At 65.4% G+C, this 16,959-nt stretch carries 14 protein-coding genes; 6 read left to right on the top strand and 8 right to left on the bottom strand.

What is annotated here, in order from left to right:
- Positions 1 to 114 precede the first annotated feature (114 nt).
- The 6 genes from rnc to rpoZ all read right to left on the bottom strand — a co-directional run bounded on the left by rnc (position 115) and on the right by rpoZ (position 5,820).
- Entirely contained in the window at positions 115 to 816 is a 702-nt protein-coding gene (gene rnc, locus KP010_RS07905) for a ribonuclease III (protein WP_108915824.1), read from the bottom strand.
- 26 nt (positions 817 to 842) lie between these two features.
- Positions 843 to 1,634 (bottom strand): signal peptidase I, encoded by a 792-nt coding sequence (gene lepB / locus KP010_RS07900; RefSeq protein ID WP_108915704.1) that lies wholly within the window; start codon positions 1,632 to 1,634, stop codon positions 843 to 845.
- A gap of 123 nt (positions 1,635 to 1,757) precedes the next feature.
- Positions 1,758 to 2,153 (bottom strand): holo-ACP synthase, encoded by a 396-nt coding sequence (gene acpS, locus KP010_RS07895; RefSeq protein WP_142861616.1) that lies wholly within the window; start codon positions 2,151 to 2,153, stop codon positions 1,758 to 1,760.
- On the bottom strand, positions 2,150 to 2,917 hold the full coding sequence (locus tag KP010_RS07890; RefSeq protein ID WP_142861615.1) for a pyridoxine 5'-phosphate synthase: 768 nt from the start codon (positions 2,915 to 2,917) through the stop codon (positions 2,150 to 2,152). Before KP010_RS07890 ends, acpS begins: the two co-directional genes overlap by 4 nt.
- A 6-nt stretch (positions 2,918 to 2,923) precedes the next feature.
- Positions 2,924 to 5,134, bottom strand: coding sequence for a bifunctional (p)ppGpp synthetase/guanosine-3',5'-bis(diphosphate) 3'-pyrophosphohydrolase (locus KP010_RS07885; protein WP_108915707.1), 2,211 nt, complete (start codon positions 5,132 to 5,134; stop codon positions 2,924 to 2,926).
- A gap of 299 nt (positions 5,135 to 5,433) precedes the next feature.
- The gene (rpoZ, locus tag KP010_RS07880; protein ID WP_142861614.1) at positions 5,434 to 5,820 is read right to left on the bottom strand and encodes a DNA-directed RNA polymerase subunit omega; all 387 of its coding nucleotides are present in this window, start codon (positions 5,818 to 5,820) and stop codon (positions 5,434 to 5,436) included.
- Between the two features lie 407 nt (positions 5,821 to 6,227).
- Between rpoZ and KP010_RS07875 the strand changes: the two genes are divergently transcribed.
- Together KP010_RS07875 and KP010_RS07870 are read left to right on the top strand one after the other, a co-directional pair.
- The gene (locus KP010_RS07875; RefSeq protein ID WP_108915709.1) at positions 6,228 to 6,842 is read left to right on the top strand and encodes an NYN domain-containing protein; all 615 of its coding nucleotides are present in this window, start codon (positions 6,228 to 6,230) and stop codon (positions 6,840 to 6,842) included.
- A gap of 64 nt (positions 6,843 to 6,906) precedes the next feature.
- Positions 6,907 to 7,521 carry a uracil-DNA glycosylase gene (locus KP010_RS07870; RefSeq protein ID WP_246659682.1) on the top strand — a complete coding sequence of 205 codons (615 nt, stop codon included), beginning with the start codon at positions 6,907 to 6,909 and terminating at the stop codon, positions 7,519 to 7,521.
- Between the two features lie 5 nt (positions 7,522 to 7,526).
- On the opposite strand, the gene smpB is transcribed toward KP010_RS07870, so the two are convergent.
- On the bottom strand, positions 7,527 to 8,003 hold the full coding sequence (smpB, locus tag KP010_RS07865; RefSeq protein WP_108915711.1) for an SsrA-binding protein SmpB: 477 nt from the start codon (positions 8,001 to 8,003) through the stop codon (positions 7,527 to 7,529).
- 26 nt (positions 8,004 to 8,029) lie between these two features.
- Positions 8,030 to 8,923, bottom strand: coding sequence for a 4-hydroxy-tetrahydrodipicolinate synthase (dapA, locus tag KP010_RS07860; RefSeq protein WP_108915712.1), 894 nt, complete (start codon positions 8,921 to 8,923; stop codon positions 8,030 to 8,032).
- 328 nt (positions 8,924 to 9,251) lie between these two features.
- Here dapA and KP010_RS07855 point away from each other — a divergent pair, with 328 nt between their 5' ends.
- The 4 genes from KP010_RS07855 to KP010_RS07840 all read left to right on the top strand — a co-directional run bounded on the left by KP010_RS07855 (position 9,252) and on the right by KP010_RS07840 (position 16,954).
- Positions 9,252 to 11,498, top strand: a complete 2,247-nt coding sequence (locus KP010_RS07855) for a lytic transglycosylase domain-containing protein (RefSeq protein ID WP_142861612.1) — start codon at positions 9,252 to 9,254, stop codon at positions 11,496 to 11,498.
- A 106-nt stretch (positions 11,499 to 11,604) separates the two neighbouring features.
- Positions 11,605 to 11,943, top strand: coding sequence for a hypothetical protein (locus KP010_RS07850; protein ID WP_246659683.1), 339 nt, complete (start codon positions 11,605 to 11,607; stop codon positions 11,941 to 11,943).
- A gap of 226 nt (positions 11,944 to 12,169) precedes the next feature.
- Positions 12,170 to 15,286 (top strand): isoleucine--tRNA ligase, encoded by a 3,117-nt coding sequence (ileS, locus tag KP010_RS07845; RefSeq protein WP_216280724.1) that lies wholly within the window; start codon positions 12,170 to 12,172, stop codon positions 15,284 to 15,286.
- A gap of 228 nt (positions 15,287 to 15,514) precedes the next feature.
- Positions 15,515 to 16,954, top strand: a complete 1,440-nt coding sequence (locus tag KP010_RS07840; RefSeq protein ID WP_216280723.1) for a lipopolysaccharide biosynthesis protein — start codon at positions 15,515 to 15,517, stop codon at positions 16,952 to 16,954.
- Positions 16,955 to 16,959 lie beyond the last annotated feature (5 nt).

Below are 16,959 nucleotides of genomic sequence, written 5' to 3'. Positions count from 1 at the left end.
GCGTCTCGAAGGGTCGCGACGCCGCGCGCTGGAGCATCCTTCGAGGCTTTTTGCGTTCCGCAAAAAGCACCTCGGGACGAGGGGATTGTGTTTTCGTGGTCGCGGAGCTGTTTCTCACGCGTCCTCCCGCTCGATCCCCTCGCGGTCGAGAAAGGCTTGGGCGGCGGATTGCTCCGCGGCGCGCTTGGAGGCGCCGGCGCCGCGCGCGGCCTCGAAACCCTCCACCTCCACCGCCACCTCGAAGAAGGGCGCGTGATCCGGCCCGCTGCGCGCGGCCAGCAGATAGCGCGGCGTGGCGAGACGTCGGGCCTGCGCCCATTCCTGCAGCGCGGTCTTGGCGTCGCGCAGCCGGCGCCCCGGCGCGCGCATACGTTCGGCGAAAGCGGCGCGCACCACGGCCTCGGCCGCCTGCGGGCCGCCGTCGAGATAGACCGCCCCGATGATCGCCTCGCACATATCGCCCAATATGGCGCGTTTCTTCCGCCCGCCCGTCTGCGCCTCGCCGTCGCCGAGCCGCATGAAGGGGCCGACGCCCCAGCGCTCGGCGACTTCGGCGCAGGATTCCTTGCGCACGAGATCGGCGAGTCGCCGCGACAATTCCCCTTCGCTCTCCTGCGGGAAATGCTCATAGAGCATATGGGCGACGACGACGCCGAGCACACGATCGCCGAGAAACTCCAGCCGCTCGTAGGATTCCGGCCGTGCGGCGGAGGCGCTGACATGGGTCAGCGCATGTTCCAGCAGGCCGCGATTGGCGAAGCCATGGCCGACATTCGCCTCGAGGACGGCGAGGTCCTCTCGACTGCGAGCGCCCATTTGCGTCTGCTTTTTGCCGAGCGGCGTCAATGCGCCGGCTTGAACAGGCGATCCCATCTGACCGTCCATGGCCAGCGCCAGAAGGCCAGAGCATATTCGTCCTTCTGCACCGAGAAGAAGATGATCTCGGCGCGGCCCACCAGATTTTCGAAGGGCACATAGCCGACGCCGCCTTCCGCCGGCGCGAAGCGCGAATCGGTGGAATTGTCGCGATTGTCGCCCATCATGAAATAATTGTTCGGCGGCACCACGAAGAGCTCGGTGTTGTCCTTATAGCCGTGATCGCCGTCGATCTCGATGATCGTATGGGCGACGCCGCCGGGCAAGGTCTCGATATAGGTCGGGACCTCGGTCTCGCGGCCGTCGCGGCTCTCGTGCTTTTCCCGGGGCTTGGCCTCGCGCGGCACGATCTCGCCGTTGAGATAGAGGCGGCCGTCGATCATCTGGACGCGGTCGCCGGGCAGACCGATCACGCGCTTGATGTAATCGGTCTCATTGTCGCGCGGCAGCTTGAACACGACGACGTCGCCGCGCTTGGGCTGCGAGCCGAGCACGCGGCCGGAGAAGAGATCGAGCCGCCAATCGAGATAAGGCACGGAGGGCAGCGAGTAGTTCGAATAGCCATAGGCGTATTTCGAGACGAAGACATAATCGCCGATCAGCAATGTCGGGATCATCGAGCCCGAGGGAATGTTGAAGGGCTGAAACAGCAGCGTGCGAATGACGAGCGCGATGACCAGCGCCTGGACGATCACCTTGATCGTCTCGAGCAATCCACCTTCGTCGCGCCGTTCGGCGACCGAGACGTTCCTGCTCAAACCACGTCACTCCTTAAGTTGGCCAAAGCCGCTCTTGGTCGTCCGCTTGCGAGCGAGCCTGAAGGCGCGGGTCCATCGGGCTTCGGACCGCGCGCCTTCAGGCTCGCTCGCAAAGCTCGTCTATCACGTCAGCGCCTCTATGAGAACCTGGGCCTGCGCGAGCGGATATTCGTCGGTCAATGTGAGGTGAATGACGATCCGCGCGCCCTGCGGCGCGATCGCGGCCAGACGCTCGGCGGCGGCGCCGGTCAGCTCGACCGTCGGCTTGCCGGAGGGCAGATTGACGACGCCCATGGTTTTCCAGGTAATTCCGTCGCTTATGCCGGTGCCGAGCGCCTTGGCGCAGGCCTCCTTGGCGGCGAAGCGCTTGGCATAGGAGGCCGCGCGGGCGGCGCGTCCTTCCGATTTCTCGCGTTCGACATCGGTGAAGCAGCGGCGGACAAAGCGCTCGCCATAGCGCTCGAGCGCCTGCTCTATGCGGCGAATGTCGCAGAGATCGCTGCCGAAGCCGATGATCATGCGGCGCCCGCGCCTTCGTCGATCGCCCGGCGCATGGCGCGGATCGATTCGGCGAGGCCGATGAAGACCGCCTCGCCGACGAGGAAATGGCCGATGTTCAGCTCGACGATCTGCGGCAGCGCCGCGATGCGCCGCGCCGTCGCATAGTCCAGCCCATGGCCGGCGTGGCACTCGAGCCCGCGCACCGTCGTATGGGCCGCGGCCGCCACGATGCGGGCGAACTCGCGCTCGGCCGCCTCGAGCTCCCCCACCTCCACCGCATGGCACCAGGCGCCCGTATGCAGCTCGACGACCGGCGCCTTGATCGAAGCCGCGGCGTCGATCGCCTCCGCGCTCGGCTCGATGAAGAGCGAGACGCGAATGCCGGCGCGATTCAGCTCGTCGACGAAGGGGACGAGATGGTCATGTCCGCCGATGACGTCGAGCCCGCCCTCGGTGGTGCGCTCGGTGCGGCGCTCCGGCACCAGGCAGACGGCGTGCGGCTTGGTCTGGAGCGCGATATCGAGCATCTGCTCGGTCGCGGCCATTTCGAAATTGAGCGGCTTTGAGATTTCGGGCTTGGAGATTTCCGCCTTCAGCCGCGCCATGTCGGCGTCGCGAATATGGCGGCGATCCTCCCGCAAATGCGCTGTAATGCCGTCGGCGCCGGCCTCGATCGCCAGCAGAGCGGCGCGCACAGGGTCCGGCGAGAGGCCGCCGCGGGCGTTGCGAACGGTGGCGACGTGATCGACATTCACGCCGAGACGTATGCGGCGAGCAGTCATGTTTCCTCACCCGATGACGCGCTCGACCTTGCTGACCAGAGCGCTGGCCCGCAGCCGGGCGATGATGTCGTTCAAATGTTTCAAATCGGCGACTTCGAGATCGAATCGCATCTCACGGAAGTCGGGAGAATGAATGGCGAAGGCGACATTGTCGATATTGGCTCCCGTTTCGCCGATCAGCGTCGCCAGCCCGCCCAGCGTTCCCGGCTCGTTGATCGCCGTCACCACGAGCCGGGCCGGGAAGAGCTCCCGATTTTCCGGGTCGATGTCCCAGCGCACGTCGAGCCAGCGGTCCGGCTGATCGTCGAAGGCGGTCAGCGCCGGCGATTGGATGGGATAGATGGTGATGCCTTCGCCCGGCGTCAGTATGCCGACGATGCGGTCGCCCGGCACGGCGCCGCCCTCGGGCGCGAAGCGCACCGGAACGTCGCCGCGCAGGCCGCGAATCGGAATGGCGCTGGCCTGATCGGAGGCGCCCGGCGCCTTGAACACCACATTGACATTGGACTTCATGCCGAACCAGCCGGGCTCGCCCGGCTCGAGGCGCATCTGCGGGGCGGGTTTGCGCTCCTCGCTGAAATCCGGATAGACGGATTTCACCACATCGCCGGAATAGATCTCGCCGCGGCCGACGGCGGCGAAAGCGTCCTCCAGCGAGGCGCGGGCGAGCCGCGGCAGCGCAGCCTTGAGCTTCTCGTCCGAGACCGGACGCCCGGCGCGCTCGAAGGCGCGAGTGACGATCTGGCGCCCGAGCCCGGCATATTGCATCCGCACGGCCTCGCGCGTCGCGCGGCGGATGGCGGAGCGCGCCTTGCCGGTGACGACGAGCGACTCCCAGGCCGCCGGCGGCACATGGCTCTCGGCGCGAATGATCTCCACCTCGTCGCCATTCTGCAATTGCGACAGCACCGGCGCAATGCGTCCGTTGATCTTGGCGCCGACGGCGGAATCGCCGACGCGCGTATGCACCGCATAGGCGAAATCGATCGGCGTCGCGCCGCGCGGCAGAGCGATCAGCCCGCCCTTGGGCGTGAAGCAGAACACCTGGTCCTGAAACAATTCGAGCCGCGTATGCTCGAGGAATTCTTCCGGGCTGTCGCCATGGGCGAGCAATTCCAGCGTGTCCTGCAGCCATTTGAAGGCGCGGCTCTCCTTGGCCAGCTCCTCCTTGCCCTCGTCGCTGGAGGAATCCTTGTAGAGCGCATGAGCGGCGATGCCGAAGCGGGCGATCTCATGCATGGTCGCGGTGCGGATCTGCAGCTCGACGCGCTGATGGCCGGGGCCGATCACAGTGGTGTGAATGGAGCGATAGTCGTTCTGCTTGGGCGTCGAGATATAATCCTTAAACCGCCCCGGCACGCTCGGCCATTTGGTGTGCACTATGCCGAGCGCGCGATAGCAATCCTCGACATCGTCGACGATGATGCGAAATCCGAAAATATCGGAGAGCTGCTCGAAGGCGATCGACTTGCGCTCCATCTTGCGCCAGACGGAATAGGGCGTCTTCTGCCGCCCGGTGACGGCCGCGTGAATTCCGCGCGTGGCGAACTCCTGCGTCAGCTCCTTCTCGATCTTTTTGATGATGCGGCCATTTTTGGCGCGCAGATCGTGCAGGCGGGATTCGATCGCCTGATAGGCCTCTGGCGTCAGATGGCGGAAGGCGAGGCCTTCCAACTCCTCGCGCAGGCGCTGCATACCCATGCGGCCAGCGAGCGGCGCATAAATGTCCAGCGTCTCCTGCGCGATGCGCGCGCGCTTTTCCGGCGGCACGAAATGCAGCGTGCGCATATTGTGCAGCCGGTCCGCGAGCTTGACCAGAAGCACGCGCACATCCTCGGCGACGGCGAGCAGAAGCTTGCGGAAATTCTCGCCCTGCGCGGCTTTTTTGGAGACGAGGTCGAGCTTCTCGATCTTGGTCAGCCCATCGACCAGCTTGCCGATCTGCGGGCCGAATAGACGGTTGATCTCGTCGAGCGTCGAGCTCGTGTCCTCCACCGTATCGTGCAGCACGGCGGCGACGATGGTGGCGTCGTCGAGCTTGAGGTCGGTGAGGATCGCCGCCACTTCGAGCGGATGCGAGAAATAAGGGTCGCCGGAGGCGCGCGTCTGCTGGCCATGCGCCTTCATGGCGTAGACATAGGCGCGATTGAGCAGGTCCTCGTCGACCTGCGGATTATATTTTCGAACTCGCTCGACGAGCTCGTATTGGCGCATCATAGGCGTCGACCGGCGATCGGGTTGCGCGGATCGTCGGGAGGCGTCGCGGAGCTCACGGGAGAAGATCGGACGGGAGACGGCGCGAGCGCCCGAAACCGGCCGACGGCCGCATTCGAGTTCGATTGTAGAACAGCTCGTCGCCAGTCCCTAGCGTTTTCGGCGGGCGAGGGCGGGGCAATCGGATGAACGCCGAAAGGCGCGCGTCCCTCCTCATCTCCCCGGCAAAGACTTAGGGTTTCATCCCCTCCCGAGCGCCTTTTCGGGAGCCGGCAATCGGAGAAACGCCCTTCGGCGGGCGATTACTCGCCTTCGTCCTCGACCTCGGCCGGAGGCACGAGACCCTCGAGGCCGCGGAGAAGATCCTCCTCCGTCATACGGTCGAACTGCGCATCGCCGCCGCCGTCGGAATCCGGCGCCGTGGCCAGAGACGGCACGGTCTCGGTCTCGGGCTCGTCGACCTCGACATGGCGTTGTAACGAATGGATGAAATCTTCCTTGAGATCGTCCGGCGAAAGCGCGGTCTCGGCGATTTCGCGAAGCGCGACGACAGGGTTTTTGTCCTTGTCGCGCTCGACCAGGATCGACTGGCCCGAGGAGATCAGCCGCGCGCGATGCGCCGCGAGCAGGACCAGATCGAAGCGGTTCTCGATTTTGTCGATGCAGTCTTCGACGGTGACGCGCGCCATGACTTCTCGGACTCCTCTAGCGTTCGATCGGTCGGCCTGCTACACTAATTTTTCGGCTCTGGCAATGCGTGGCGTCGCCCCGAGTGTCCTCCTCCTATGGTCGCCGATGTCTATTGCTGTAGTATTTCTCTGCGGAATTTTTGCCTTCCCCTCTTGACGGCCGCCGATACATGGTCGATTTACGACCATAACGAAGGGCGTGACTGTAATGTGACCGATCCTGTACGCAAAAGGCGCGAGTTGCGGCGGCACGCTCGAGGAGCGTGAGGCGGGGGGAGCGACAGCGCTGGATTTGCGTCACTTTAAGAGTCGCGTCACTGTAGAGATGCGTGCTGCCAGTAGGGTCGACAGCGCGCGCGGCAAGCGGCGGCCCCTCGATACTGGACCCATAAGCGAGACCAACAACGATGGCAGACCCGGAACGAATTGCCTTATTCATTGATGGCGCCAACCTCTATGCGACAGCCAAATCGCTCGGATTCGATATCGACTACAAGCGGCTGCTGCGGGAGTTCCAGGGCAAGGGCCGGCTGATTCGCGCCTTCTACTACACGGCGCTGATCGAGGATCAGGAATATTCGTCGATCCGCCCGCTGATCGATTGGCTCGACTACAACGGCTACGCCGTCGTCACCAAGCCGACCAAGGAGTTCGTCGATTCGCTCGGCCGCCGCAAGGTGAAGGGCAATATGGACATAGAGCTCGCCGTCGACGCGATGGAGATGGCCGAGCACATCGACCATATGGTGCTGTTCTCCGGCGACGGCGATTTCCGTTCGCTGGTCGAGGCGGTGCAGCGCAAAGGCGTGCGCGTTTCGGTGATCTCGACGATCACCACGCAGCCGCCGATGATCGCCGACGAGCTTCGCCGCCAGGCCGACGAATTCGTCGATCTCATCCATCTCGTCGGCAAGATCGGCCGCGATCCGGGTGAGCGCGCCGAGCGTATGCAGCGTTTCCAGGAGCGCCGGCCGCAGCCGGTGACGCCGGGCGGCGCCCCCGACGACGATCACGACGCCTGATCGGCCTCGAAAATCGGATTCACGCGCGGACGAGCCGGGCCCTGATTGCCCGCTCTGTCCGCGCTTGGTCGCGTACAGGCTCGAGCTGCGGGAGCGCCATCCCGATTGGCATAATGCGCCGGTCGCCGAATTCGGGCCGCGGGACGCGCGAATGCTGGTGGTCGGCCTCGCGCCGGGGCGCATGGGCGCCAATCGCACCGGCCGCCCTTTCACCGGCGACGACGCCGGCCGTCTCCTCTATGCGACGCTCGCGGAATTCGGCTTCTCCAGCGGAGTCTATGACGCCCGCGCGGATGACGGCGTCGCGCTCGTCGATTGCCGAATCACCAATGTCCTGCGTTGCGTTCCGCCCGGCAACAAGCCGCTTCCATCCGAGCTGTCCGCCTGTCGACCCTTTCTATTCGCGACATTTCGCCGGCTGAAACGGGTGCGGCTCATTGTCGCGCTCGGCCGCGTGGCGCATGAGGGCGTGCTGCGCGCCTTCGCGCTGAAGCCGGCCGATTTTCCTTTCGCCCATGGTCGCGAACATGAGATCACGGCGAATACTAGCAAACGATCGATTATTCTTATCGACAGCTATCATTGCTCGCGTCTCAACACCAATACGGGCGCGCTGACGCCGCAGATGTTCAGCGTGATCTTCGCGCGCGCCCGGGGAATTTTGGACGAATTGCACTGAGTCCTTCAGCCGCGGTCGCGCAGCAGCCGGCTCTTCTCGCGGCCCCAGTCGCGCTTCTTCTCGACCTCGCGCTTGTCGTGCAGCTTCTTGCCGCGGCCCAGCGCGATCTGCAGCTTGGCGCGGCCGCGCTCGTTGAAATAGAGCTTCATCGGCACGATGGTCATGCCCTCGCGCTCGACGCCCTGCGCCAGCTTGGCGATCTCGCGCTGCTTCAGCAGCAGCTTGCGCAGCCTTTTGGGCTCGTGATTGAAGCGATTGCCGGAGAGATATTCGGGAATAGTGGCGTTGACGAGCCAGACCTCGCCCTTGCGATCGACATGGGCGTAGCTCTCGGCGATGGTCGCCTTGCCGGTGCGCAAAGACTTCACCTCTGTGCCCATCAGCGACAGGCCGGCCTCGAAGGTCTCACCGATCTCATAATCGAAGCGCGCGCGCCGATTGTCGGCGACGACTTTGAAATTGGGCTTTTCCTTCTCGGCCACTTGTTTCGCTTCCCGCGGCTGTCCGCTCAGGCGTCCAGCACGCCGGCGACGACCATCGCGTCGCGAATGGCCTTTTTCGTCGGCTCTGAGGAGGGGACCAGCGGCAGCCGCACCTCTTCGTTCCCGCGGCCGAGCAGAGAGAGGGCGTATTTGGCCCCGGTCACGCCGGCCTCGAGGAAGACCGCCTGCTGCAGGGCGGTCAGGCGGTCCTGCAGCGCGAGAGCGGTTTTGAAATCGCCGGCAAGCGCCGCATTCTGCAGATCGGCGCAGAGCTTCGGCGCGATATTGGAGACCACGGAGATGACGCCGATCGCGCCCACGGCGACGCTCGCCAGAGCGAGAATGTCGTCGCCGGAGAACTGCACGAAGTCCGGCCCGCAGGCGGCGCGCTGCTGGAGAATGCGGCCGACATTGCCGGTCGCGTCCTTGACGCCGGCGATGTTCTCGAGCTCGGCGAGCCGGGCCATTGTGGCGACGCCGATATCGACCACGGAGCGCGGCGGGATGTTGTAGACGATGATCGGAATGGAGATCGCGTTCGCCACCGCCGCGAAGTGCTGGTAGAGGCCTTCCTGATTCGGCTTGTTGTAATAAGGCGTGACGACCAGCACGCCATCGGCGCCGGCTTCCTGCGCATGGCGGGCGAGCTCGATCGCCTCGCGCGTATTGTTGGAGCCCGCGCCGGCGATGACCGGGACGCGGCCGGCGGCCTGGCGGATCACGGTTTCGACGACGGCGCGATGTTCTTCATGGCTCAAAGTCGGGCTCTCGCCCGTCGTACCCACCGGAACCAGACCATGCGTCCCGCTCTCGATCTGCCAGTCGACGAGCGCGCGCAGGGCTGCGTGATCGACCGCGCCATCGGCGAAAGGCGTGACCAGAGCGGTGTAGGATCCTCGGAACACTGGCTTGTCGTTCATCTGCCGTCGCTTTCGCTGCGCCACGCGGGCGCCGTATTCGCCGCGCTTACTGATTGGGACTGGTACGGAGAAATTTTTCGGCTTTCCCGTGCGGCGCCGTTCCGCTCGGGCAGTCTGCGACTGTCATAGCGTCTGGGCGTTTAGGTGAAAAGGGTCCGCGGGCCCCTCCTCACGTTAATCGGCGATCAGCTCGAGCGGTCGGTCGACGCGGAGCGGAAAATTCGAAAATCCCGCGGCTTATCGATTTAGTTGACAGTTCCGCAACGAAATGGCCGCAGGCTGGCCAGGATCGAGTGTTCGGAGGTCGAGTGATCGGAGCGTGAGGCCGATGACGAATCGCCACAGGGGCGCAGCTCGCCTCGTTCTTATAGCGGCCGCCCTGGGCGCGGCGGCGGCCTTTTATCCGGCCATGCAGCGCTCCGACCGCCGCGGTGACGATCCGCCATCCCAGGCCGCCGCCTCGCCGCAGGAGCCTTGGGCGCCGCGCAATTCTGCGCGCGAGGCGATGCATGATTTTCTCGGCGAGGGCGCGGCCGCTCCGGCCGACGCGCGCGCGGCGAGCGTCCTGCGCCGGCCGCCGGAGGGCGACGGCGCCTCCAAGCTGCTCTCCTACGCGCCGGCCGACGGCGGGCTCGATTTCGACGCCCGCGCGCCGCAGCCGCCGGAGGCCGCGGTTCTTCTCGGCCCGGATCAAGAAGCCTTCGGCAGCGCGCTCGCCGCCTACAAGGCCAATGATTTTTCCGGCGGCGATCAGGCGCTCGCGAGCGTCGAGTCGCCGCTCGCCCGCGCCGTCGCGCAATGGGCGGGCTTGCGGCTGCATCCGCGCGAGGCCGGATTCGCGCGCCTGTCGAAATTCCTCGCCGAGCATCCCGAATGGCCGGCTTCGGCCTGGCTGCGCCAGCGCGTCGAGGAGGCGCTCTATGGCGACAAGCATCAAGATCGGCTGATCCTCGATTATTTCGCCGAGCGCCCGCCCAAGACGCCGGCCGGACGGCTGGCGCTCGCCCGCGTCATGGCCCGCCGCGGCGAGCCGCTGGAGGTCGCGGCGCTGATCAAGCCCATGTGGCGGGAGGATGATTTCAACGAGGCGCTGGAAACGGCGGCGCGCAAGGAATTCGCCGATTATCTCGATGTCGCCGACCATAAATATCGCGCCGACCGGCTGCTCTACGCCGAGAAGACCGGGCCGGCGCTGCGCATCGCCGCCCATGCCGGCAAGGATGCGCTCGATCTCGCCCGCGCCCGCGCGCTGGCGATCAATGAGAGCGCCTCGGAAAAAACCTTTTCCGCCCTGCCGGCCGAGGCGCAGAAGGACCCCGGAATCCTCTTCGCGCGCATTCACATGCTGCGCCATCAAAAGAAGCTCGCCGAGGCGGCGGCGCTGCTGCGCTCCGCCCCGCGCGATCCGCGCCTCATCGTCGATGGCGACGCCTGGTGGGTGGAGCGCCGGCTCATCTCGCGCAAGCTCATGGATATCGGGCAATTCCCGCAAGCCTATGAGCTTTGCGCGCAGCATTCGGCGCGCTCGCTCTCCTATCGCGTCGAGGCGGAGTTTCATGCGGGCTGGATCGCGCTGCGATTCCTGAACGATCCCGCCAAAGCGCAGCGGCATTTCGAGGAGATCGCCCGCATCGCCGAGACACCGATTCAAAAATCGCGCGGCGCCTATTGGCTCGCCCGCGCCCGGGAGGCCGCCGGCGCGGCCGAGGCGGCGCGCGCCTCCTACGAGACCGCCGCTCTGCAATCGACGACCTTCTATGGCCAGCTCGCCCGCGCGCGGCTCGGCGCTTTCGACTCGCCTGTGCGTCCGACGCCCGAGCCCGCCCATGGCGACGCCCGCGACGAAGCGGTGCGCGCGGTGGAGCTGCTCTTCGCCGCCGGCGAGAAGGAGATGGCGGCGCAGCTCGCCGCCGACGCCGCCAAGACGCTGGTCGGCGAGGCGCAGCTCTCGGCGCTGACCGATGTGGCGCAACGCCGCCGCGAGGCGAAGATTTCGCTCACGCTCGGCAAGCTCGCCTCCTATCGCGGCATAGCGATCGACGACGCGGCTTTTCCCTCTTTCGGCATACCCGCTTTCGCGGCGCTGCCGGGCTCGGCTTCGCGGGCGATCGTCTACGCCATCGCTCGGCAAGAGAGCGCCTTCGATCCCAAGGCCGTCTCCAGCGCCGGCGCCATGGGGCTGATGCAGATGATCGCCTCCACCGCGCGCCATACCGCGCAGCAGACGGGGGTCGGCTTCGATCTGAAGCGCATGATCGATGAGCCCGCCTTCAACGCGCGGCTCGGCGCGGCGCATCTCGGCATGCTGCTCGACGAGCACAAGGGCTCCTACATCCTCGCCTTCGCCGCCTATAACGCCGGCGGCAAGAGGGTGAAGGAATGGATCGACGCCTATGGCGATCCGCGCAAGAACGAGGTCGATCCCATCGATTGGGTGGAGCGCATTCCGATCAGCGAGACGCGCAATTATGTTCAGCGCGTGATCGAGAATCTGACCGTCTATCGCGCCCGCTTCGGCGATCGCGACACGCGCGCGCCGCAGGGCGATCTGTGGCGACAGCAGGCGGCGAATTGAGGGGAGCCGATTTCTCTCCTCCTTTCGTTGGCGCGGGCGCGGCGAGCCCCTATATCGAGGTCGTCGAATAATGTGTTTTCGAGCGAAGTGGGAATAGGTTCGCGTGATGAAAACACACCAGAATGAAGGAATCGAGCGTCCCGTGTCGCAGAAGCACGATATCGACAAGCCCGCCGAGATCGAGATCCTCCCGCCCGAGAGCGAGAGCCGTCCCCGCTACCGCTCACGCACGCGCATATGGATCGGCGGGACCGAGGGCGTGAAGGTCATCAAGGTCGGGCCGGTGGGCGCCGCTCTGCTGACGCTCGCCAGCGCGGTGATCCTCGCAATGGGGCTCATCTTCTTCGCCAGCGCTTTTGTGGTGCTGCTGCCGATCGCGCTGGTCGTCGGGGCGATCGCCTATCTCACCGGCGCCGGCGGCAATCCCTTCCGCCGCGGCCACTGAGACCAGATTCCGGCTTTGCGGAGCGGGCCGGCGCTGGTAGATAGGGCCATGGTCCTGCGCCGCAGCATACGAATTATTGGCCCGGCCCGCGCTCGAGCGTGATCCAAGCTCGCGCGGCGACCGGGTTCTCGCGCCATTCGTGGCGCCCTTCCGCTTGTTTTCCCTTCCCTTTCGCGCGCCGCCCCGGCTCGGGGCGCAGCCCGCGAGCGCAGCGGTTTCCGATAAGATGAACGAGAAGACCAAAGACAAGGCCTCAGACGACAAGTCCGAGCAGGACAAGGGCCCCGATTTCTCCAAGAGCCTCTATCTGCCGCAGACGGATTTCCCCATGCGCGCCGGCTTGCCGCAGCGCGAGCCGGAAATCCTCGCGCGCTGGGAGAAGATCGGCCTCTACGCCAAGCTGCGCGAGACGGCCAAGGGCCGGCCGAAATTCGTGCTGCATGACGGTCCGCCCTACGCCAATGGCAATATCCACATCGGCCATGCGTTGAACAAGATCCTCAAGGATCTCGTCACCCGCAGCCGGCAGATGAGCGGCAAGGACAGCAATTACGTCCCCGGCTGGGACTGCCACGGCCTGCCGATCGAATGGAAGATCGAGGAGGAGAATTACCGCTCCAAAGGCAAGAAGAAGCCCGATTTCGCCGATCCGACCGCCATCGTCGCCTTCCGCCAGGAGTGCCGCGCCTATGCAGCGCATTGGCTCTCCGTGCAGCGCGAGGAGTTCAAAAGGCTCGGCGTCACGGGCGATTGGGCCAATCCCTACGCCACGATGAATTTCCCCGCCGAGGCGCATATCGCCCGCGAGCTGATGAAATTCGCCGAGAACGGATTGCTCTATCGCGGCTCCAAGCCAGTGATGTGGAGCGTGGTCGAGAAGACCGCGCTCGCGGAAGCGGAGGTGGAGTATGAGGACCATGTCAGCGACACGGTGTTCGTGGCGTTTCCTTGCCAAATAGTCGTTAGAACCGGTCCCAGTGTTAGTTCCGCGGATGTTGCTTGGAATGAGCTCGGTAAACGCATTCCGGTTGACGACCGACTCGTGCCGGCCTCGATCGTAATTTGGACGACGACGCCCTGGACCCTGCCCGGCAATCGCGCGATCTCATATTCGCATAAGATCGCATATGGCCTTTACCGTGTGACACAGGCACCCGAAAATAATTGGGCTAAGGTCGGAGCAACATACGTTCTCGCTGACAAATTGGCCGCTGAGGTCTTCAAGGCAGCGAAGGTTGACGCATTCGAAAGAATTGGAACAGTCGATCCTTCGACTCTCGCAGTCGGCGTTTGTTATCACCCGCTCGCGGGGCACGACTCCGGGGGCTATCAGTTCCGCGTTCCTCTCCTCGATGGCGACCACGTCACCGACGACACCGGAACGGGCTTCGTCCACACCGCGCCCGGCCATGGCCGCGAGGACTTCGATATTTGGATGGCGAGCGGACGCATGCTCGCCGAGCGCGGAATCGATGCGCGCATTCCCTATACGGTCGACGCCGACGGCTTCTACACCGATGAAGCGCCGGGCTTTGCCGGCAAGCGCGTGCTCACCGAGAAGGGCGATAAGGGCGACGCCAATGAGGCGGTGATTCAGGCGCTGATCGCGGCGGGAAATCTCGTCGCGCGCGGACGGCTGAAGCATCAATATCCGCATTCATGGCGGTCGAAGAAGCCGGTCATCTTCCGCAACACGCCGCAATGGTTCATCGCGCTGGATAAGAAATTCGCGCAGGACGCCGGCGCTGTCGCGAAGGGCGGCGGCGCGCCCGGCGACAATGCGCCCACGCTCCGTGACATCGCGCTCGACGAAATCTCCCGAACGCAATGGGTTCCCGCGGCGGGCGAGAATCGCATTCGCGGCATGATCGCCAATCGGCCGGATTGGGTGGTCTCGCGCCAGCGCGCCTGGGGCGTGCCGATCGCCGTCTTCGTGAAGAAGGGCGGCCACGACATTCTCGTCGATCCGCGCGTGAACGCCCGTATCGTGGAGGCCTTCGAGAAGGAGGGCGCCGACGCCTGGTATGAGGAAGGCGCGGCGAAGCGTTTCCTTTCGCCCGAATACGACCCCGCCGATTACGAGAAGATCGACGATGTTCTCGACGTGTGGTTCGACTCGGGCTCGACGCATTCCTTCACGCTGGAAGACCCGGCGCATTTCCCCGGCCTCGCGGGCATAAAGCGCAAGCGCGATGGCGGCGCCGACGAGGTGCTCTATCTCGAGGGCTCGGATCAGCATCGCGGCTGGTTCCATTCCTCGCTGCTGGAATCCTGCGGCACGCGCGGCCGCGCGCCCTATGACATTGTGCTGACGCATGGCTTCACGCTCGACGAGCACGGCCATAAAATGTCGAAGTCGAAAGGCAATGTCGTCGCGCCGCAAAAGGTCATCGCCGACGCCGGCGCCGATATTCTGCGTCTGTGGGTGGCGAGCGTCGATTACAGCGACGATCAGCGCATCGGGCCGGAAATCCTCAAAAGCGTCACCGATAATTACCGCAAGCTGCGCAACACCATCCGCTGGATGCTCGGCACGCTCGCGCATTATCGCGCGCAGGAGAAGATCGCCTACGCCGATCTGCCGGAGCTGGAGCGGCTCGTGCTGCATCGTCTGTCGGAGCTCGGCGAGGAAGTCGGCGCGGCCTATGCGGAGTTCGATTACAAGAAGGTCGTCGCTCTGCTGACGCCTTTCCTCACTAGCGATCTCTCGGCCTTTTATTTCGACATTCGCAAGGACGCGCTCTATTGCGATCCGCCGTCGAGCGGCAAGCGCAAGGCGGCGCTGACCGTGGTGGAGGAGGTTTTCCGCGCGGTGACGAAATGGCTCGCGCCCATCCTCGCCTTCACGGCGGAAGAGGCTTGGCTCTCGCGTTATCCGGACGCCGTGTCCGTGCATCTCGAGACCTTCGCCGATCTGCCCGTCGCTTGGCGCGACGAGGCGCTCGCCGCGAAATGGGAGAAGCTGCGCGCCATTCGCTCCGTCGTCACTGGCGCGCTGGAGATCGAGCGCGCGCAAAAGCGCATCGGCTCCTCGCTGGAGGCGGCGCCGCTCGTCCATGTGACCGACGCCGATCTGCGCGCGACGCTCACGGGCGTGGACTTCGCCGAAATCTGCATCGTGTCGGATATAGCGATCGACGCGGGCGAGGGGCCGGCCGAGGCTTTCCGTTTGCCCGAGGTCGCCGGCGTCGCCGTGGTTCCGCGGCGGGCGGCGGGCGTCAAATGCGCCCGCTCCTGGAAATATTTCGACCCCGCGACGGCGCAGGCCGACTATCCCGGCGTCACCCCCCGCGACGCACAGGCGCTGCGGGAGCTGACGGCGGCGGGCAAATGGCCGGCGTAAGGGTTTCTTCGTCCCTGGCCGCTAGCCTCGATCTACGTGCGCGTTCCTTCTCCCACTCGTGGGAGAAGGTGGCCTCGCGAAGCGAGGTCGGATGAGGGCCTGCGCCGCAGCCCGTGATTTGCAAGATTCAGGGACGCCTCGGGGACCCTCATCCGACCCGGCTTCGCCGGGCCACCTTCTCCCGCCGAGCGGGAGAAGGAGACGCGAGCCTTCGGGAGACGTCGCAAATTGAAGGTTCTCGCCGCCTTCCTCGCCAACACCGTCGCCAATTTCCTCATCGGCCTGCTGGTGGCGAAATTCCTCGGGCCGGAGGAATATGGCCGCTTCGCGTTCGCTTTCGCGATCGGCGTCGTCATTCAGACGGGCGCCTTCGATTGGATGCGCCTCTCGGCGACGCGCTTTTATTCGACGCGCGTGCGCGAGGCCGAGCCGGCCATACGCGCCACGCTCGATTTCGCCTATCTCGCGACCACGGCGGCGGTCATTGTCGTCGGCGGGCTGTTTCTCTTCGTCGCGCCGCCTTTTGCGCTCGGCGACATTCTCATCGCGCTGGCGCTGGCGACGGCGGCGATCAACGGACTCTTCGACTATTCCACGGCGCTGCTGCGCGCGCGCTTCGAGGACAAGAGCTATAGCCGCGTCGTTCTCGCCAAGAATATTCTGGCGCTGGCGCTCACCGGCGGCGGCGCCTTCCTCTTTCATTCGGCCGGAATGGCCATCGCCGGCAGCCTCGCCAGCCTGCTCGGCGCCGTCTTCACCGCGCGCGTCTCGCTGAAGGACCCCGGCGCCTCGCCGCGCGGCGCGCGCATGGCGACGGCGCGCACGCTCGTCGCCTATAGCGCGCCCATCGTGGCGGCCAACATGCTCTACCAATCGGTGCCGCTGGCGGCGCGCGCGCTCGTCACCGCCTATTACGGCTTCGCCGAGACGGGGCAATTCTCGCTCGCCTATGATCTCGGCATTCGCGCCATTTTCGCCATGGGCTCGGCGCTGGATGTGCTGCTGTTCCAGATCGCCGTCGCCGCCCATGAGCGGCACGGCGCCGAGAAGGGCAAGGAGCAGATCGCCCGCAATATGACGATCGTCGCGGCCTTTCTGCTGCCCGCCTGCGCCGGCATATGGCTCACAATGCCTTCGATCGAGGCGCTGATCGTGCCGGCGCAATTCCGCGGGCCCTTCGGCCATTATCTCGATTTGCTGCTGCCCGGCCTCTTCGCCATGGGGCTGATTCAATTCGCGGTTAATCCGGTGTTTCAGATCGAGAAGAAGACGGCGCCGCTCATCGGCGCGGCTTCGGTCGCCGTGGTCGCGGGTCTCGTCCTCGCCTTTCTCTTCCCGCGCGGCGCGGACGCCTCCAGCCTCGCGCTCGCCCAATGCCTCGCCTATGTGGCGGCGCTGGCGGCGCTGATCCTGTTCGCGGCGCGCACCTCGCCGCAATGGCCGCGCGGACGCGACATGCTCGGCGCGCTGGCGGCGACCGGGGCGATGGTTCTGGCGCTGCATCCGCTCGCCGGGCTCGAGCCCGGCATTCTCACCCTGCTGTTGCAGGTCGGGGTCGGCGGCTTCGTCTATTGTGGCGCAGTGCTGGCGCTCGACATTGCCGGGCTGCGCGGCCTCGCGCTCTCCCGCGTCGGCCCCATATTGGCCAGAGCTCGGGCCGCGCTATAAATTGG

It is taken from the genome of Methylosinus sp. KRF6, assembly GCF_018887255.1.
In the GTDB taxonomy this organism is placed as follows: domain Bacteria; phylum Pseudomonadota; class Alphaproteobacteria; order Rhizobiales; family Beijerinckiaceae; genus Methylosinus; species Methylosinus sporium.
Note: the sequence above shows the minus strand (reverse complement) of the source record. Positions and strands in the feature narration are given on the sequence as shown.